This is a genomic window from Streptomyces sp. NPDC057271, from assembly GCF_042668715.1.
GTDB lineage: Bacteria > Actinomycetota > Actinomycetes > Streptomycetales > Streptomycetaceae > Streptomyces.
In genome coordinates this window covers 1-18,828 of the sequence record NZ_JBHUYJ010000094.1, presented here as the reverse complement: position 1 = coordinate 18,828, position 18,828 = coordinate 1, and the positions used below count along the sequence as shown (strand labels likewise).

Here is an 18,828-nt window from a genome sequence, read left to right as displayed (position 1 = left end):
CGTGCACGAGCAGTCCCCGCATCACGCGACCACGACCGAACGAGGCTCCTTCGCGGTCGCCCTCTGCAGCTGCGGCTGGAAGGGCCCGGCGCGAAGGTCCCGGGACAAGGCCCGCACGGACGCGGCGGGGCACACGGCGGACGCGCAGAAGACGGCGTAGGCGGCAGGGGAACGCCGAGGCCGGCCGCCCGACACGTGACCCGCCGGCCGACACTCGGGGGCGGCCGACAACCCGGGGGCGGCCGACACCTGGGGGCGGCCGACACCCGGGGCAGCCGACTTATGGCCCGTCCGACAACCCGGACCGGCCGACAGCCCGGACCGGCCGACAGCCCGGACCGGCCGACGACCAGGGCCGGCCGACGAGCGGGGCGCCCTGAGAGCCGGTACGGCTCACCCCACCCGGGTCGGCCTAGGCGGCGAGATCGTTCTCCCCGGTCCCCTGGCCCAGCCGGGGCTCGGGGATGTCCAGGGTCTCCGGCAGCGAGGACCGCTCGGCGGCGCGCCGGGAGCGGACGAGCCTGGCGCCGTGCTTCGAGCGCGCGATCGCCGAGACCAGCGGGGTCAGCAGGGCGTGGGCGAGAGGCGCGAGCAGCAGCGCCACCGCCGTACCCAGGGCGAAGCCGCCGATGACGTCGGTCGGGTAGTGGACGCCCATGTAGACCCGGCAGAAGCCTTCGGCGAAGGCGAGACCGATGGCGGCGAGGCCGAGCCTGCGGTGGGCGACGAAGAGCGCGACGGCGATGGCCATCGCCAGGGTGGCGTGGTCGGAGACGAACGAGAAGTCGGTCTTGCCGTCGACGAGGACCTCAAGGCCCTGGTGGTCGTTGAACGGCCGGGGGCGTTCGACGAAGCCCCGGATGGGGACGTTGACGAGCACGGCGACGCCGGCGGCCAGCGGGGCCCAGACGAGCGCGGCGAGGGCCGAGACGGAGTCGGTGAGGGTGCCGCGGCGGCGGACGCTCCACCAGCACCAGAGCCCGACGAGGACGAGGGCGAGCATGATCCCGTACTCGCCGACGAAACCCATGACACGGTCGAGCCAGGGCGGGGCGTCCCGCGCCAGCCCGTTGATGTCGTAGAGCAGGCTGACATCGGGGTTCGAACCGTCCGATGCGAGTCCAGCCATCTGCTGCGGCCCCTTGCCTTGTCACGTGAGTCGACCGTGAGCGGTCGGATCAGGGAACGAACCGCCTGAGGCGTGCGTTCCGCTCTTCCTCGACGATCACTCCGACGTTACCGAAGAGTGACGCGTCATCGCTGCTCAGGGCCTGTGCTTAACGGAGAGTTCCGGCCATTGCCGCTGCCCGGCCGACGCGGTGTCAGCTCTGCGGCAGGTGCGTCGGCAGGGCCGCCGCGCCGTCCTTGGTCACCCGGGTCGCACCAAAATAGTCAGGCGTGTCGATCTTGTCGAAACGGATGACGGCGCCGGTTCGCGGCGCGTCGATCATGTAGCCGCCGCCGACGTAGATTCCGACGTGCCTGATGGCGCGTGAGTTCGTCAGGTCGTCGGAGAAGAAGACCAGGTCGCCGGGGAGCAGTTCGTCGCGGGAGGGGTGCGGACCGGCGTTGTACTGGTCGTTGGCGACACGCGGCAGCTCGATCCCGACACTGCGGTACGCGGCCTGGGTCAGCCCGGAGCAGTCGAATCGGCCATTCTGAGCCGCGGTTCCGGTGCCGCCCCAGAGGTAGGGCGTCCCGAGCTTCTGCTGCGCGTAGTAGATCGCGCCGGCGGCCTGCCGTGAGGGCTCGACGCGCCCGACGGGCCGGGCGAAGCTCTTCTCCAGCGACCGGATGATCCGTACGTAGTTCTGCGTCTCGCTGATCCGCGGCACACCGCCGGACTTGATGACCCGGTAGGCGCCCGCGTTGTACGCGGCGAGCATGTTGTTCGTCGCGTCGCCCGGCACGTCCTTCACATAGCCGGCGAGTTCGCAGTCGTAGGAGGCGGCGGAGGGGATCGCGTCCTTGGGATCCCACACGTCCCGGTCGCCGTCCCCGTCCCCGTCGATTCCGTGGCCGGCCCAGGTGCCGGGGATGAACTGGGCGATGCCCATGGCGTTCGCAGGCGAGACGACCCTCGGGTTCCAGCCGCTCTCCTGGTAGAGCTGCGCGGCGAGCAGGGCCGGGTTGATGGCGGGGCAGAGGTTCCCCCACTGCTGGACCAGCCCCTGGTACGCGGCGGGCACAGCGCCCTTGGCCAGCCCCACGGTGCCGTTCCTGGCGTCACCGGCGCCCCCGAAGAGACCGGCGGCGGCGGCGTACGTCCCGACGACGAGCAGCGCGACGAAGCTCAGGCACACGCCGAAGACCCCACCGGCCACCAGCCACGCCTTGCGCGCCCTACGCACCGTCAACCACCCCTGGGGTCTTGGCAGTCCATCGAGCGACAAGTCTAGGTGCGTGAACCGCTCCGGGGGTGGGCAGGCTGTTACCTGTTTCGGACAAAGTCCTGCAACCCCGGCCGGTGGCGCGGGCGTCTCTCGTCCCGTCGAACAGCAGGAACCGGCCACACAGGGGGACGATCATGAGCCATGGCGCGAACCATCTGACACGGGTGACACGGCTGGCGGTCGCCGCCCTGACGGCGACGCTGGCGGCGAGCCTGCTCACCGGCTGCGGCCCGGACGACGGCACCGAGGCGGGCACGCCGGGCGCCTCGGGGACGCCTGGCGCGACACCGACGGAAAGCGCGAGGCCGACGGAAGACGCGTCACCGACGGCGGACGCCTCACCGACCCGAACCACGCCTCCCGCCCGCACCACAACCCCGCCCCCGTCACCATCTTCGGGGCCCGCACGCGCCCTGACGTGCGATCAACTCCGCAACGCGCAGGTACAGACCGCCCTCGTGAAGCTGCCCGACCACCCGCGCCCGGGGATGCGGCTCACCGACGGCCACTGGGAGGGCGAGGACGGCGTCCAGGTCGACCTACAGCCCCAGTGCGCGATCGGCCGGCTCGTCGGGGACGGCGCGGCCGACGCCGTGGGCGTCGTGAAGATCACCACGCCGGGCACGGGCCGCTACTACACGCTCGTCGTCTGGCGGAACGACCACGGAACCCCGGTCCCCTTCGCCACCGAGTCGCTCGGCGACCGCACTCCCGTGGTCTCCCTCGCGGTGACCTCTCCGGCCGTGACCGTCGTCTACCGCACGCGCCGCGACGGCGAGCCCCTGGCGGTCACCACGCTGACCCGTACGGCCCTCTACCGCGTGGCGGGGGCAGGCCTCTACGAAGTCAGCCACGTCGACACCCCGCACGCGGGCGGCTGACGGCGACACCTCGGGCCGTGTACGCGGCCTGAGGTGTAACAACGACAGTCATTGCCCGGAGTCACCCTCCGTGATACACAGAGTGACCATACGCTTCTTCGCATAGAAACCGGCCATCCCGTCGCAGGTCAAGACGGCCGGATCGGTCACGTGTGCGGGGATCGGGTAAAGAGAGCCGTCAAGCCGTCACACGCGGGCGGTTTCATCAGCGAAGATAGGGCGATGACCCATGCCATCGGGCAGGGGCGACGAACTACCCAACAGGGGCGGTGAGTTACATGTACCTGGCGGCCGAAGAAGGCGACATCACCACCATCATCGGTGGAATCGCCCCGAACTGGGGGCCTTTCGGGAGCCTGGGCAACGAGGCCAAGGTGATGATCGAGGTCGTGATGGCCGTGGCCATCCTGCTCTGTCTCGGCATCGCCATCTGGGGAGCGGCCAAGCAGCGCATCGGCGCGACCGCACTCCGGGACACGTTCAGCGCCGAGCAGGGCAAGGGCCTGATCGTGGCCGGTCTCACCGGCGTCTTCATCATCGGGTCGCTGGGAACACTGTTCACGATCGTGTACGGGATGGCCGTCTAACCACCGAGGTCGGTTCTTTTCCTGATGTCCAGTCACCACACGGCTGAGAGGGCGTGCCTGCCATGAGCCTCGGCGACGACAACGACGGCTTCGGCGGCGGCTCGGGCCAGACCCGTACGCGCCTCCCGGAGGGCGGCAGCGGCGACCCCTACGACGGCACCCGCCGCCCCCCGGCCCGCAGCTCGCGCTCGCTCATCACGGTGGTGGGCGTGGTGGTCCTCCTGATCGCCGCGATCGCCTTCGCGAACAGAAAGGGCGGCGACCCGGAGAAGACGGACGCCAACCCCTCGGCCGCCCGAAACCCGACCTCGGCCACGGGCGTCCGCCCGGTCACGGGCAAGAACGGCCCGATCCCCACGGGCTTCGCCCGCGACGAACAGGGGGCGCAGAGCGCGGCGGTGAATTTCTCGGTGCCTCTCGGCTCCGCCGACATGTTCAACACAGCTCGCCGGAACGAGATCGTCAACGCGGTCTACGCCCCGACGGTTGCGGATGCTCGCCGCAGCGACCTCGACAAGGTCTACTCGGACAAGGGCTTCCTCACGCGCATCGGCTTGCAGGCAGACGGCACGGCCCCGGATGGGCTCACGTTCATCTCCCGTGCCATCCCCGTGGGATCGAAGATCGAGAGCTTCAGCAACGACCGCGCGACGGTGGCCGTCTGGTACTCCTCCCTGTTCGGCCTGGCAGGCGAAGGGTCTCAGAACCCTGTGTCCGAGAGCTGGTACACGACCACGTACCAGCTGGAGTGGGTTGGCGGGGACTGGAAGATGACCGCGTTCGACCAGAAGGACGGTCCCGTACCGGTCGGTCGTGACCAGGCAGCCTCAGGCGCGGAGGAGATGGCTGACGCCGTCGACCAGTTCGGAGGGTTCACCTATGCCCGGTAAGCATCTGCCGCGCTCCCTCAGGATCACTGGCGCAGCAGCTTTGGTACAGACTTTCCTGGTACTCCTGGCGAGCCACGTGTACGCGGCACCGACACCTACCCCCAGCCCCTCCACCAGCAACAACCCCTGCGACCTGATCCGCGGCCCCGCGCGGGACTACTGCGAGAACGGCCAGCCCGGCGGCAACGGCGCCGGTCGTTCCGTAACCGACCCCACCGCCGCCCTCGACCCCCTCTCCTCCCTCGCCCGCGGCTGCGCCGACGCCGCCGTCTCGATCGTCGACGCGCTCTCCAAGGCCGTCAAAGAGACCGCCGACGTCGACTTCACCAACCTCGAGTTCCTCGGCCGCTACGCCATCGTCTTCGCCGCCGCCACCTTCCTCACCCTCCTCCTCTGGCTCCTCGCCGTCGCCAAGCGAGCCATCCGCGGCGTCCCCCTCACCACCGCCATCTCCGAGGCCATCGGCTTCCTCTGGCTGACCGTCCTCGCCTCCGCCTTCACCCCGCTCATCCTCTACACCGTCGTCAACGCCACCGACGCCGTCACCGAGGTCATCGCCTCCGGCACCGGGCAACAGACCGACGTCTTCTTCGGCAGCTTCAAGGAGGCCCTCCAGAAGGGCGACAGCATCGGCGGCGGGCCGATCATGCTGATCATCGTCTCGCTCGTCAGCATCCTCGCCGCCGGAGTCCTCTACCTCGAACTCTTCCTGCGCGCCGTCATGCTCTACGTCGGCGCCCTCCTCGGCGTCGTCGTCTACTCCGGCCTCGTCGACAAGAACATGTGGGGCCACGTCCGCCGCTGGGCCGGCATCATGATCGCGATCATCCTCGTGAAGCCGGTCATCGTCATCGTCCTCGGCCTCGCCGGAGCGCTCTCCTCCGGCACGGGACCCGACTCCTTCTCCGCCGTCGTCTCCGGCCTCGCGATCATCCTGCTCGCCATCTTCGCCTCCACGATGATCTACCGCTTCGTCCCCGGCTTCGGCGACGAGATCGTCGCCTCCCGCAACAACCGCCTCCACCGCGCCGGCGAGAACGCCGCCGCCGCCGTCATCTCCTCCCCCGCCTCCCTCGTCTCCCAGGGCATCAAGACCCACAGCACCCGCGACAGCGGCGGCGGTGGGAACCAGAACAGCGGTGGCGCCGCGCGCCCCGCCAACCCGCTCTCCGGCGGCGTCGCCGCCCACAGCAGCCGTGGCACGGCCGTCAGCTCCGGGGGCGCCGGGGGCGGCGGCGGAACTGTCCCCTCCGCCGCACCCCCACCGCGTAGCAGCAGCCCCACATCGGGCACCCCGCACAGCAGCCGCAACAACACAGGAAGCACTGGAGGTGGAGGGCGTTGACGACCCAGTCCCAGCCGGTCACGCCCCGCCGTACGTATCTCATCGGCCGTGCCCGGCCGAACGCGATCGTCGGCAAGAACCGCGAGACCGGTGAGATCGCCCTGATCATCGCCGGCGCGTTCCTCGGCATGATGAGCGGACTCCTCGTTTCCGCCCTCACCCTGCGGATCGTGCTGCTCGTCGGCTTCCCCGTCCTGGCGCTCGCCGCCGTGTACGTCCCGTACAAGCACCGAACCTTCTACAAATGGTTCGAGATCAACCGCAGTTACAAGCGGTCCCTCAAGCGCGGCACCGCCTACCGCTCCGCCGCCGCCGAGGCCGGCACCCGGATCGACGGCCGTGAGGTCGAGATCGGCCCGCCGCCCGGCATCGGCCGCATCAGCTGGCTCGCCGCGCCCTTCGGCCCCGACGAGATCGCCGTCCTCCTCCACGCCGACCGCCGCACCGTCACCGCCGCCATCGAGATCGAGGGCCCCGGCGTCGGCCTGCGCGACAGCGAGGACCAGGAAGCCCTGGTGGACCGTTTCGGCACCCTCCTCAAGCACGTCGCCAACGGAGACGGCTTCGTCACCCGCCTCCAGATGCTCGCCCGCACCCTCCCCGCCGACCCCGACGCCCACGCCAAGGACGTCGCCCAGCGCGGCGACTCCCAGGCCCCCGGCTGGCTCCAGGAGTCGTACGAGCAGCTCCAGTCGATGGTCTCCACCTCCAGTGAGCAGCACCGCGCCTATCTCGTGGCCTGCATGCACTACACCCGCGAACTCGCCGCCGAGGCCAACGCCATGGCCCGCGCCGCCCGCCACACCTCCGGCGCCCGCAGACTCGACCGCGACGCCGGCCTCGCCGTCGTCATGGCCCGCGAGCTCACCGACATCTGCGCCCGCCTCGCCGAGGCCGACATCCGCGTACGGCAGCCCCTCGGCCAGTCCCGGCTCGCCTCCCTCGTGCACTCCATGTACGACCCGGACCACCCCATCGACCACATCCAGGCCATGACGAAACGAAACGCTTGGCCCGCCGAACTCGACGCCATGGAGCCCACCTACCTCCAGGCCAAGACCCGCGAGTCCTCCACCCGCGCCCCCTGGTGCCACGCCACCGCCTGGGTGAAGGAGTGGCCGATGACCCCCGTCGGCGTCAACTTCCTCGCCCCTCTCCTCGTCCACACCCCCGACGTGATCCGCACGGTCGCCGTGACCATGGACCTCGAACCCACCGAGGTCGCCATCGAGCGCATGCTCACCGAGAAGACCAACGACGAGGCCGAGGCCTCCCGCCAGGCCAAGATGAACCGCACGGTCGACCCGCGCGACATCGCCGCGCACGGCCGGCTCGACCAGCGGGGTGAAGATCTCGCCAGTGGCGCGGCAGGTGTGAACCTCGTCGGGTACATCACTGTGTCGTCGCGCTCACCCGAGGCCCTGGCCAGGGACAAGCGCACGATCAGGGCCTCCGCCGGCAAGTCGTATCTGAAGCTGGAGTGGTGCGACCGCGAGCACCACCGGGCCTTTGTGAACACCCTGCCGTTCGCGACCGGCATCCGCCGCTAGAGCCGCCAGCCGCCAGCCGCTAAGGGGCCCGCCCACATGCGAGATCCACTCTCCGCCCTCACCGAAGCCTTCACCTCCTTCCTCTTCGGGAAGGTGGAGACGACCCGCCTGCCCGTCCGCACCTCGACCGGCCAGGCCCAGGCCGTCTACCTGCCCACCGCCGCGCCCGGGCTCGGCGACTCCGGCGTGATCATCGGCCGCGAGGTCTACAGCGGCAAGGGCTACATCTACGACCCGTTCCAGCTGTACGGGCAGCAGCTCCCGGCCCCCCACTGGCTGGTCCTCGGCGAGTCCGGCAACGGCAAGTCGGCGCTGGAGAAGACGTACGTCCTGCGGCAGTTGCGGTTCCGCGACCGGCAGGTCGTCGTCCTCGACGCCCAGGGCGAGGACGGCGTCGGCGAGTGGAACCTCATCGCGCAGGAGCTGGGGATAACTCCCATCCGCCTCGACCCGATGGTCGCCGTCGACGCCGGTATCCGGCTCAACCCGCTCGACCCGTCGATCACCACGACCGGGCAGCTGGCCCTGCTCCGGACGATCATCGAGGTCGCCATGGGCCACGGCCTCGACGAGCGCTCCGGCTTCGCGCTCAAGGTCGCCCACGCGTACGTCAACGAGCACATCACCGACCGCCAGCCCATCCTGACCGACATCGTCGAGCAGCTCCGCCACCCGAAAGCGGAATCGGCGGAGGCGATGAACGTCGACATAGACGACGTACGCGCCTGGGGCCTGGACGTCGCGCTCGTCCTGGACCGGCTCGTCGACGGCGACCTGCGGGGCATGTTCGACGGCCCGACCACGGTCGGCATCGACCTCGACGCACCGCTGATCGTCTTCGACCTGTCCCACATCGACCGCAACTCCATCGCCATGCCGATCCTCATGGCGATCGTCGGCGTGTGGCTGGAGCACACCTGGATCCGCCCCGACCGGAAGAAGCGCATCTTCCTGGTCGAGGAGGCCTGGCACATCATCAACAGCCCGTTCGTGGCGCAGCTGTTCCAGCGGCTGCTCAAGTTCGGCCGCCGGCTCGGTCTGTCCTTCGTCGCCGTCGTGCACCACCTCTCCGACGTCGTCGACGGCGCGGCGGCGCGGGAGGCCGCGGCCATCCTCAAGATGGCGTCCACGCGGACCATTTATGCCCAGAAAGCCGACGAGGCGAGGGCGACGGGACGTGTACTCGGCCTGCCACGGTGGGCGGTCGAGATCATCCCGACGCTCACACCCGGTATCGCGGTCTGGGACGTCAACGGCAACGTGCAGGTGGTCAAGCACCTCATCACCGAGAAGGAGCGGCCGCTCGTCTACACCGACCGCGCCATGACGGAGTCGTCGGCAGACCCGGCCGTCGACCCGGAGCTGGAGTGGGAGACGGAGCAGCGCGCCGCCCTCATGGAGCGGCAGCTCAACGATCCCTCCCGGTCGACGGTGGCGTGACGATGGCGAAGGGGCCGCAGGAGCGGCAGCAGGGCGGGCTCCCGGACGGGCTGGTGCTGGCCCTGGTCGGCGTCCCCGTCGGCCTGACGGTCCTGGCGTGGACGGCGACCGGCCTGGCGGCCCTGCTGGCGAGGGGCGCCTGGCCGGAAGGGGTCACGTTCACCCGGACCCCGACGGCCGTCCGCTCCCTGCTCGGCAGGCCGCAGGACCTGCCGGCCGCGTGGCCGGACACCCCGGCGGGCGAGCTGTCGGGATACGGCCTGTTCTGGGGCCTGCTCATCGGCGAGCTGATGGTTCTGGTGGTCCTCACGGTGTTCGTCGTGGGGACGCTGGCGCGCTGGAGAACGGTACGGGAGGGCCGCCGCGGCGGCGCGTACGGTACGGGTACGGGTACGGGTACGGGTACGGGTACGGGTACGAGTACGAGTACGGGTACGGGACGTACCGCTGCCGAGGAGACCACGGAGCCCGCGCCGAAGGCGGTCGCACAGCAGCCCCCCGCACCCAGGAAACCCCTGGAAGAGCACCCCGCCGACCCCCCGGAGCCGGCACCCGCCGCGTCCCGGCCCGCCCCGCCCTCCCCCGGCATCATGTACGGCACCCCCGCCGTCCGCCGTCCCGCAGCCGTCCAGGCGATCCAGGACGCCGAGGGCCCCGTACTCGTCGTCACCTCCGACCCGACCGTCTGGGCCGACACCAAGGACGCCCGCGGCAAGCTCGGCCCCGTCCTCCTCTACGACCCCGGCCACCTCTGCGACACGCCCGCCCGCCTCCACTGGTCCCCGTCCACTGGCTGCGAGGACCCGGCAACGGCACAGGAACGGGCGGTCGCCCTCCTCGCCCCCGTACGCCCGCCGTCCCGTCTGGACGCCGCGGTGGCCGACACCGCCGAAACGCTCCTGCGCTGCTGGCTGCACGCCGCCGCCCTGGACGACCGCCCCTTCAGACAGGTCCACCGCTGGTCCCAGGGCATGGCCGCCCACGAACCCGTACGCATCCTCCGCACGCACCCCAAGGCCGCCTCGGGACATGCCGGCCTCCTGGAGTCCGCGCTCACCGCGCACCCGGAACGGCGCGAGATCGCCCAGGAGTTGACGGCCAGGGCGCTCGCCTCGCTCTCCTCGATCCACATCAGGGACGCCTGCACCCCGAATCGAACGGATTCGCTGATGCTGGAATCATTCGTCGCCGAAGGGGGCACCCTCTATGTGGTCGGTGAAACCATCGAGGACCCGCGCACCCGCCCCGGTGGGATGCCCCTGCTCACCGCCCTCACCGAAAGCGTGGTCGAGCACGGCCGCCGCATGGCCGCACGGTCATCCGACGGTCGGCTCGACCCACCAATGACCCTGGTCCTCGACGACGTCGCCGCGGTGGCTCCCCTTCCCCGGCTGCCGGAGCTGCTGGCGGACGGCCAGGACCGGGGCCTGCCGACCCTGGTCCTGCTCCGCTCCCAGGAACAGGCCCGCGCCCGCTGGCCGGAGGAGAGCCTCAGCTTCTGAGCAGCGAGGGGTCCGGCGTGTACGCCTCACCGGCCCAGTGTTCGAGCGCCCCGTGGAGGTGCAGGAGCGGGACACGGGCCGAGTAGGCGTTGGGGAAGTACAGCGGGAGCCGGACGTTCCCCCCGCCCGCGAACCGTCCGAACGCCGAGGGGAGGGACGCCGCCGCCGGCCCTGTCACCACCGCGACGAGTGTCCAAGCACGTCCGGCACCGCCGGTCGGGGTCACCGCCACGGTCTCCACGCGCGCCCAGTCGGCCCGCCATCGGATCCCGCCCCGCTCGATGGCGAGCCCGTCGGCATCAGCCTGCACGAAAGTGTCGTAGGGCCCGTCCCGAGCCCCGAGGACCACGAGCGGCAGGAAGACACAGATGCTCAGGACCCCCAGCACTGTGTCCATGGGCGAGTCCATGACGACCGAACCGACGGTACCGGCGGCGAGAAGGCACAGCCCGACGATCAACAACAACCAGCCCCCGACGCCACGCCCGGCCCTCGCGCGCACCGAGGCCGCCTTCCCGGCTCCGGGGGGCGGCGTCACCGGTTCGTCAGGCACCGGGTCCGCGCCTCCCGCCTCCGCGTCCCCGCCTCCCGCCCCCGTGTCCGTTTCCGGGTCCGGGTCCGGGTCCAGGTCCGTTTCCGCCTCCGGGTCCGTGTCCGCCTCCGGGTCCGGGTCCGGAGGCGGCAGCACCCTCGTGGCGAAGCCGCCCGCCTGACGCCCCCGCGCGGCCCCCGCCGCCCCCGCCGCCCCCACGGCCCCCGCCGACAGCTGCAGCAACTCCCCCGCCGACGGACGCCGTTCCGCCCGCTTCTCCAGGCAGCGGGCCACCATCTCCCGCAGCACGCCGGGTACCCCGTCCAGCCGCGGAACGTCATGCACCACGCGATACAGCAGCGCGGGCGCGCTCCCCACTCCGAACGGCCCCTCCCCCGTCGCCGCGAACGCCAGCACCGCACCCAGCGAGAAGATGTCGCTCGGGGGCCCGACCTCCGCCCCCGTCGCCTGTTCCGGCGACATGAACCCGGGCGTGCCGACCACGAGACCCGTCCCCGTCAGGGTCGTCCCGCCCTCCAGCGCCTTGGAGATCCCGAAGTCGATGACCCGAGGCCCGTCGCCCGTGACCAGTACATTCGACGGCTTGAGGTCCCGGTGGACAAGACCTGCCCGGTGGATGGCATCCAGCGCCTCGGCGAGGCCGGCCGCCAGGGCCCGTAACTCCGCCTCCGCCAACGGCCCGTCCTCCGCCACGAGCTGCCCCAGATCCGGCGCCTCGATGTACGCGCTCGCCACCCACGGCGTCGCGGCCTCCGGATCCGCGTCCACCACTGGTGCCGTCCAGAAGCCGCCCACCGTCCTCGCGGCTTCGATCTCGCGTCGGAAACGCTGCCGGAAGCCGGGGTCGGCGGCGAGGTGGGCCCGTACGACCTTCACCGCGACCCGCCGACCGCTGACCGACTCGCCCAGGTAGACCTGCCCCATCCCGCCCTCGCCGAGCCGGGCCGTCAGCCGGTACTGACCGATGAAGGCCGGGTCGTTGGGCATCAACTCATGCACGCTACCCCCGAGTTCGCTCGAATCCCAAGCTTCTCAGGTCCCGGGCCGCCCCAGCTAGGGCGTGGTCCGGAAGTCAGCCCTGGTCCGTCGGCCGCCCGATCTCGTACTCCACCTCGTGCGCGGAGTCGTCCCCCGGCATCGGCACCCGGACCCCCGTCGCCACGAACCCGAACCGCCGGTAGAAGGCGGCGGCCCGCGCGTTGTCCTCGTGCACGTACAGCCGCACCCGCCGCACCGTCGGCTCCGGCAGCGACCAGGACCACTCCACGCCCGCCCGGAACAGCGCGTCGATCACACCCGTGCCGCGCGCCTCGGGCCGTACGTACACGCCCACGACGTGCGTCTGGTCGACCTTCGCCGCCTCACCGAACCGCACGTCGTCCGACGGTCGCTCCACCAGCAGCGAGATCGTGCCCGCCCAGCTCCCGTCAGGCGCCTCGGCCACGAACTGACGGACCTTCGTCCCGCTCTCGGACGCGCCCTCCGCCCGCTCCTTCCAGAACGAGTCGGGCCGTGCGACGGCCTCCTCGAAGGTGTCCAGGAAGGCGATGCCCGCCACCGGGTCCTGCAGGGCGGCGAGCCGGATCTCCCGGCTCCGCTCCCACTCGTCGGCGCGGATGACACGTATCGAATAGTCCATGAACTTGATCCTCGCCGTGGCCCACCGCCCCCGACAAGCTCTTTCTCTCCGTCGTACCGCGGTACTACGTCCCGCGCCACGGTCCCGTCCACGGTCCGACGATCCGCCGCCGCCCGCTCCGTAGCGTCGTGGACATGATCCGAGCAGAAGAACTCACCAAGCGGTACGGCGACAGGACCGTCGTCCAGGACCTCAGCTTCACCGTCCGCCCCGGCACGATCACCGGCTTCCTCGGGCCCAACGGCGCCGGCAAGTCCACCACCCTGCGGATGCTCCTCGGCCTGGACGCCCCCACCCGCGGCCGCGCCACCATCGGGGGCCGCGCCTACGCCGCGCACCCCGCACCCCTCACCCAGGTCGGCGCGCTCCTCGAAGCCCGCTCGATCCACCCCGGCCGCTCGGCCCACCACCACCTCATGGCGCTCGCCCACACCCACGGCATCCCGCGCTCCCGCGTCGAGCACGTCCTCGGCCTCACCGGCCTCACCGAGGTCGCCCGGCGCCGCGTCAAGGGCTTCTCCCTCGGCATGGGCCAGCGACTCGGCATCGCCGCCGCGCTCCTGGGCGATCCCGAGACGGTCGTCCTCGACGAACCCGTCAACGGCATCGACCCCGAGGGCGTGCTGTGGATCCGAACACTCCTCAAGTCCCTCGCCGCCGAAGGCCGTACGGTCCTGGTCTCCTCCCACCTCATGAGCGAGATGGCCCTGACCGCCGACCACCTCGTCGTCATCGGCAAGGGCCGGCTCCTCGCGGACACCACCGTCGACGCACTCGTACGGGAATCGGGCGGCGCCTCGGTCAAGGTCGTCACCCCCGACGCGGACCGCCTCAGCGCCCTCCTCCCGCAGGCCCGGATGGTCAGCGAGGCCGCCGACACCCTCCGCGTCACCGGCGTCGAAGCCGCGGACATCGGCCGCGCGGCCGCCGCCCACGGCGTACCGCTCTTCGAACTCACCCCCGAGACCGCCTCCCTGGAGCAGGCGTTCATGGACCTCACCCACGACTCGGTCGAATACCAGGGAGCAGCAGCATGACCACGGGAACCACCACGAGCACGCCGACCCCGAGCCCGAGCCCGACCCCGACGACCGCGACGCCCGTCGCCGCGTACCGCGTCACCCCCACCCGCGTCCTGCGCGCGGAATGGCACAAGCTGTGGACGGTCCGCTCCACCTGGATCACCGTCCTCACCTCCGTCGCCTTCCTCCTCGGCGTCGGCATCCTCATGGGCGCCACCTACACCTCCGGCGGCGGCGACTCCGACGTCGACACCGTCATCCTCACCCTCTACGGCTCCCAACTCGGCGCGATCTGCCTCGCCGTCCTCGGCATCCTGGTCACGGCGGGCGAGTACTCGACCGGCATGATCAGGGCCTCGCTCACCGCCGTGCCACGCCGGACGCCCGTCCTGTGGGCGAAGGCCACCGTCTTCACGGCGACCGTCTTCACCGTCTCCTTCGTGACCGCCCTCATCACCTTCCTCACCGCTCAGCTCTTCCTCTCCGACACCGACCAGGCCGCCTCCCTCGCCGACGACGGAGTCCTGGCCGCCCTCGCGGGCAACGCCGCCGGCGTCACCCTCCTCGGCCTCATCGCCCTCGGACTCGGCGCCGCGCTGCGCTCGGTGCCCGGCGCCATCGGAGCCTTCGTCGGCGGGGTGCTGATCCTGCCGGAGGTCCTCGGCATGCTCCCGTACGACGCGATGGAGACGGCCGTCAGGTACTTCCCCACGCAGGCCGCGGGCGCCCTCGGTTCCGCCGACCCGGTGCCCCACGCGGCCTCCCCGGGCGGCGCGTTCCTCGCCCTGTGCCTGTGGGCGGCCGCGACCCTGATCGTCCCGGCGATGCTGCTGAAGCGCCGAGACGTCTAGAAGGCTCCAGGGCGTGTCGCGAAGGCCCCCGACGTACGAGGATGAACTCGTGATCACGGAGAAGCAGCCCGCCACGCAGCCCGGCAGGGAACGCGGCGCGGATCCCGGCACGGAACCCGGCACGGAACCCGGCACGGATCCCGGCGCGGAAGAGGAACCCCTCAGCCGGTACATCCAACGTCTGACCCAGCGCGTACGAGCCTTCGACGCGCACCGCCCCAGGGTCTGGGACGGGCTGCTCACCGCCTTCTGGGCGGCTGCCGCCCTGATCGACGCCATGGGCGGCTGGCGGAACACCGCCCCCGACCCCTCCGTACCCGTCCTGTTCGTCGTGGCCATGAGCCTGGCCTTCGCCCTCCCGCTCCTGTGGCGGCGCCGCCGGCCGGTGGCCGCCCTCGCGGTGATGGCGTGCGTGGCCCTCGTCAGCCAGGGGACCGGCGCCTTCCTCCAGGCCGGGCTCCTCCAGCTCATCGTCGTCTTCCACATCGCGCTACGACGACCCCTGCGCACCCTCCCGTGGACACTCGCCCTGCTCACCCCACCCCTGGTGCTGGGCGCGATCCGCCACCCCCAGGGCAGCTGGGACCAACAGGTCGTCCCCACCCTGTGGGCGTACGCGATGGTCGCCCTGCTCGGCATCGCGGTCCGCTCCCGCCAGGACCACACCGCCGCCCTCGTCGACCGGGCCCGCCGCCTCCAAGTCGAGCGCGACCAGCAGGCCCAGCTGGCGGCGGCCGCCGAACGCACCCGGATCGCCCGCGAGATGCACGACATCATCGGCCACAACCTCGCGGTCATCACCGGCCTCGCGGACGGCGGCAGGTACGCGGCGGCCAAGAACCCCGAGCGCGCCGCCGAAGCCCTCGACGCCATCGGCACGACGAGCCGCCAAGCCCTCGCCGAGCTCCGCCGCCTGCTGCGCGGCGAGCCGGTACGCGACCCACAGCCCACCCTGGACGACCTGGACGACCTCATCGCCGGCGTACGGACGGCGGGCCTCCCGGTACGGCTGGACACCCACGGCGAGACCCCACCGCTCGCGACGGGCGCACAGCTGACGGTCTACCGAGTCGTCCAGGAAGCCCTGACGAACGCCCTCAAGCACGCGGGCCCGGGCGCCGAGGCGACCGTCCTTCTGTCGTACGGCCCGGAGGGGTCGACCGTCGAGATCACGGACACCGGCCGGGCGCACGGCAGCGGAACCGCGGGCACGGGCCAGGGCGTTGCGGGTATGCGCGAACGGGCCGCGCTCTACGACGGCACGCTCGAAGCGGGCCCGCTGCCGGACGGCGGATGGCGCGTACGGCTCCGAATCCCCCTGGAGGACTCCCCCTCGTGACGACGGTGCTGATCGCGGACGACCAGGCGATGCAACGCTTCGGCTTCCGTATGCTGCTGGAGAGCCAGGACGACATGACGGTCGTCGGCGAGGCGCAGAACGGCACCGAGGCGATCCGCCTCGTGGACCGGCACCGCCCCGACGTCGTCCTGATGGACGTCCGGATGCCCGGCCTCGACGGCATCGAGGCCACCCGCCGCATCGTCGCCACGGGAGCCCGCACCCGCGTCCTGATCGTCACGACGTTCGACCTCGACGAGTACGCCTACGACGGCCTGCGCGCCGGCGCCAGCGGCTTCCTGGTCAAGGACGCCCAGCCGGAGGAACTCCTCTCCGGCGTCCGCGCCGTCGCGAGCGGCGACGCGGTGGTGGCCCCCAGCCTCACGCGCCGCCTCCTGGACGCGTACATCCACCACCTCCCGCCCAGCCCGGGCCCCCCGCGCGCGGACCCCCGTCTCTCGGCCCTCACGGACCGCGAACGCGAGATCCTCACGGTCATCGCCCAGGGCTGGACGAACACGGAGATCGCCGAACGCCTCCACCTGGCGGAGTCGACGGTGAAGACCCACGTGAGCCGCATCCTCGCGAAGACGGGAGCGAGGGACCGCGTCCAGGCGGTCATCCTGGCCTACGACACCCACCTGGTGACACCGGACCGGTAGGAGGCAGCCCGACGGAGACAGTCCGACGGAGACGGACCGACGGAGACGGACCGATGGAGACGGTCCCGGCAGCGGCTATTCGGTGACCACGGCTCCGTCCCAGACGGCGGTGCGCCGGTCGGTCCCGTCGAGGAACACGTCCACCAGGCGGGCGTCGGTGAAGTTCGTCCGGGTGAAGTCGGCGGCGGGCAGGTCGTTGGCGTCGTCCCTGCTGAAATCGGTCCCGTAGCACAGCGCGCCCGACAGATCGGCGTCGGTCAGATCAGCACCGGACAGATCCGCCCCCGAGAGTGACGTAGGCCGGTGGCTCTCGTCCTCGGCCCCCTCTCCCTCGCCCACCTCTTCCTCGTCCACCTGCGGAGAGAGCACGGCCCCGGTCAGATCGGCGCCCGTGAGGACGGCGTCGCCCATGCCGGCCCCCTGAGCGACGATGCCCCGGAGATCGGCGTCGACGAACTCCGCGTCCACGAAGAAGCTTCCACTCAGGGTGGCTCCGGTCATGGTGGCGCCGCTGAACCAGACGTCCTGGAACCAGCCGTCCTGCAGATACGCCCGGGTGAGGTCCGCTCCGCGGAAGTCCGCGTGACTGAAGTCCCCCGCCGCGAAGTCCGCGCCGACGAGGAAGGCATGGCGCAGGTCGATCACCTCCCCGTCGTCGCCGCCACCGGGCCGCTTGCCCAGCACGTTCAGCGCCGCCTGGACATCGTCGGCGGGCCGCGCGTCACGGTCTCTGTGCGCCGCGTCGATCTGCGCCTTGCTCTTCGGCGCCTTGGCCCTGTCGCGTACGTACGCGCTGAGCACCTGCACGATCGCCGGCTGCTCACGCGGGGACTCCTCCATCATCCGCTTGAGCGCGTAGATGCTGCTGATCCTGACGTTCATGGAGTCGTCGCCGAGGTTGGCGACCGTCTCGTTGTACGAGGAGGCCACCTGATCCCGCTCGCTGACCCGCAGCGCGTCCCGCGTCTGAGCGAGTGTCATCGCGGTGAACCCCAGGGCGAGGAGGGCGGGGATGGCGGGCATCGCCGTCGCGATCGCCAGGTACCGCTGCCAGCGTCCGGCGTCGGATGCCGCAGGACCGGGAGTGGTGCCGGGAGCCGGTGCGGGCGGTGGTGGTGGTGCGGTGGTGAGCAGGGTGTCGTCGACCAGGGCGAGCCAGCGCGACGCGTACAGCCGGTCCTGGAGCTGGGCAAGCACCTTGACGACAGCGGGCAGTTCAGCCGTCGTGCCGTCCCGGAGCACCCGGCCCATCGCTTCGTGCAGGGTCGCCGCCACGCGCCGGCTGTGCTCCTCCAGCTCGGCCTTGCGCTCGGCATCGGCCGGAAGCCCTTCTCGGGCGAAGTCCTGCAAGGCGGCCCGCAGTCGGGCCGTGCCGGCGTCCAGTCGGGACGCGTCCGGCGCAGAGACCCGGAAGGCATCACGGCAGACGACAAGGGCTTCCAGACAGGCCATGAGAGGAACCTGCTGCTTCTCCCAGGCTCCGAACTCCCGCCGGGCCACCCGCGGCAGTCGCCAGGCGGCCAGCAGCAGAGCCACCGACATTCCTACCCCGAACCCCTCATCGACGCCGTCCCACCACGGTATGAACTCCGGCTCGCAGCCCAGCAGGAGGTTCCAGCCGCCGCAGTCGCCGGCCCCCCAGACGAACCCCCGGTTCCCGAAGAGAAGGAGGAAGGACTCGTAGGGGTCCATGAGGACACTGCCCGGTCCCTCGCTGAAGGCCGAAGACATCACGAGCCAGGTGCCGAACGCCACGCCACCGACCGCGAGCACGGCGGGGATCAGTGTCGACCACACCCAGAGCCCCCGCTCGAGGACGCGCGCGGAACGGTCCTCCTCGACCATCCGGTCGACGAGCTCGCTCATGGGGATCGCGCTCGCCACCCCCTGATGCCGGCGCAACGCGACAGCCCGCCGCAGCTCACGTCTCATCTCCTGGGGCCGTGGCCGCACGAAGGCCCGCGGCACGAGGAGGATACGGCGCCCCGTTCGCCGCAGGGGCTCCTTGAACGCGGCACGGGCTACGACGATCCGCCAGACACCGACCATGGCGAGCCAGGTGAAAAAGACCCCCGCTAACCTCGCGCTTTCATGAAGCGGGCTGTCCGACGGGTGGTCAGGCAAGAAGAAAGTGCCTCTGACCAGCGAGAATGAGGATTGTCGAGGTCCTTGTT

At 71.2% G+C, this 18,828-nt stretch carries 17 protein-coding genes; 12 read left to right on the top strand and 5 right to left on the bottom strand.

Translation table 11 applies throughout. The annotated features are described in order from the left end of the window. Position 1: 1 nt before the first annotated feature. Entirely contained in the window at positions 2-160 is a 159-nt protein-coding gene (locus ACFUJR_RS30895; RefSeq protein WP_383174904.1) for a hypothetical protein, read from the top strand. Between the two features lie 252 nt (positions 161-412). On the opposite strand, the gene ACFUJR_RS30890 is transcribed toward ACFUJR_RS30895, so the two are convergent. Then, entirely contained in the window at positions 413-1,129 is a 717-nt protein-coding gene (locus tag ACFUJR_RS30890; RefSeq protein WP_383174901.1) for a phosphatase PAP2 family protein, read from the bottom strand. A 193-nt stretch (positions 1,130-1,322) separates the two neighbouring features. Beyond that, on the bottom strand, positions 1,323-2,351 hold the full coding sequence (locus tag ACFUJR_RS30885; RefSeq protein WP_383174898.1) for an NlpC/P60 family protein: 1,029 nt from the start codon (positions 2,349-2,351) through the stop codon (positions 1,323-1,325). A 176-nt stretch (positions 2,352-2,527) separates the two neighbouring features. Between ACFUJR_RS30885 and ACFUJR_RS30880 the strand changes: the two genes are divergently transcribed. From ACFUJR_RS30880 to ACFUJR_RS30850, 7 genes are all read left to right on the top strand, one after another. Further along, positions 2,528-3,274: a hypothetical protein gene (locus tag ACFUJR_RS30880; protein ID WP_383174896.1), complete on the top strand. Its 747-nt coding sequence runs from the start codon at positions 2,528-2,530 to the stop codon at positions 3,272-3,274. Between the two features lie 278 nt (positions 3,275-3,552). Next, on the top strand, positions 3,553-3,861 hold the full coding sequence (locus ACFUJR_RS30875) for a hypothetical protein (RefSeq protein WP_260230621.1): 309 nt from the start codon (positions 3,553-3,555) through the stop codon (positions 3,859-3,861). Between the two features lie 62 nt (positions 3,862-3,923). Continuing rightward, positions 3,924-4,751 carry a hypothetical protein gene (locus ACFUJR_RS30870; RefSeq protein ID WP_383174893.1) on the top strand — a complete coding sequence of 276 codons (828 nt, stop codon included), beginning with the start codon at positions 3,924-3,926 and terminating at the stop codon, positions 4,749-4,751. Beyond that, positions 4,741-6,096, top strand: coding sequence for a hypothetical protein (locus ACFUJR_RS30865; RefSeq protein WP_383174890.1), 1,356 nt, complete (start codon positions 4,741-4,743; stop codon positions 6,094-6,096). The genes ACFUJR_RS30870 and ACFUJR_RS30865 overlap by 11 nt, the downstream gene beginning before the upstream one ends. After that, positions 6,093-7,646 carry an SCO6880 family protein gene (locus ACFUJR_RS30860; protein ID WP_383174887.1) on the top strand — a complete coding sequence of 518 codons (1,554 nt, stop codon included), beginning with the start codon at positions 6,093-6,095 and terminating at the stop codon, positions 7,644-7,646. Before ACFUJR_RS30865 ends, ACFUJR_RS30860 begins: the two co-directional genes overlap by 4 nt. Positions 7,647-7,682: 36 nt before the next feature. Next, positions 7,683-9,086, top strand: a complete 1,404-nt coding sequence (locus tag ACFUJR_RS30855; protein WP_383174884.1) for an ATP-binding protein — start codon at positions 7,683-7,685, stop codon at positions 9,084-9,086. Between the two features lie 2 nt (positions 9,087-9,088). Further along, positions 9,089-10,588: a type VI secretion protein gene (locus ACFUJR_RS30850; RefSeq protein ID WP_383174881.1), complete on the top strand. Its 1,500-nt coding sequence runs from the start codon at positions 9,089-9,091 to the stop codon at positions 10,586-10,588. Here ACFUJR_RS30850 and ACFUJR_RS30845 read toward each other — a convergent pair. Both ACFUJR_RS30845 and ACFUJR_RS30840 read right to left on the bottom strand, forming a co-directional pair. Beyond that, positions 10,578-12,128, bottom strand: a complete 1,551-nt coding sequence (locus ACFUJR_RS30845; protein ID WP_383174878.1) for a serine/threonine-protein kinase — start codon at positions 12,126-12,128, stop codon at positions 10,578-10,580. The two genes, ACFUJR_RS30850 and ACFUJR_RS30845, sit on opposite strands and share 11 nt — an antisense overlap. Positions 12,129-12,213: 85 nt before the next feature. Then, positions 12,214-12,780, bottom strand: a complete 567-nt coding sequence (locus tag ACFUJR_RS30840) for a GNAT family N-acetyltransferase (RefSeq protein ID WP_383174875.1) — start codon at positions 12,778-12,780, stop codon at positions 12,214-12,216. Between the two features lie 134 nt (positions 12,781-12,914). Between ACFUJR_RS30840 and ACFUJR_RS30835 the strand changes: the two genes are divergently transcribed. The 4 genes from ACFUJR_RS30835 to ACFUJR_RS30820 are packed head-to-tail and all read left to right on the top strand — an operon-like array spanning position 12,915 to position 16,654. Further along, positions 12,915-13,817 (top strand): ATP-binding cassette domain-containing protein, encoded by a 903-nt coding sequence (locus ACFUJR_RS30835; protein WP_383174872.1) that lies wholly within the window; start codon positions 12,915-12,917, stop codon positions 13,815-13,817. Beyond that, on the top strand, positions 13,814-14,653 hold the full coding sequence (locus tag ACFUJR_RS30830; protein ID WP_383174869.1) for an ABC transporter permease: 840 nt from the start codon (positions 13,814-13,816) through the stop codon (positions 14,651-14,653). The genes ACFUJR_RS30835 and ACFUJR_RS30830 overlap by 4 nt, the downstream gene beginning before the upstream one ends. Before the next feature lie 49 nt (positions 14,654-14,702). Then, positions 14,703-15,992: a histidine kinase gene (locus ACFUJR_RS30825; protein ID WP_383450950.1), complete on the top strand. Its 1,290-nt coding sequence runs from the start codon at positions 14,703-14,705 to the stop codon at positions 15,990-15,992. Continuing rightward, a complete protein-coding gene (locus ACFUJR_RS30820) occupies positions 15,989-16,654 on the top strand; it encodes a response regulator (RefSeq protein WP_383174863.1) in 666 nt (221 codons plus the stop codon). The genes ACFUJR_RS30825 and ACFUJR_RS30820 overlap by 4 nt, the downstream gene beginning before the upstream one ends. 75 nt (positions 16,655-16,729) lie before the next feature. Here the strand turns inward: ACFUJR_RS30820 and ACFUJR_RS30815 are convergent, their stop codons facing one another. After that, positions 16,730-18,520: a pentapeptide repeat-containing protein gene (locus tag ACFUJR_RS30815; RefSeq protein ID WP_383174860.1), complete on the bottom strand. Its 1,791-nt coding sequence runs from the start codon at positions 18,518-18,520 to the stop codon at positions 16,730-16,732. Positions 18,521-18,828: the final 308 nt, after the last annotated feature.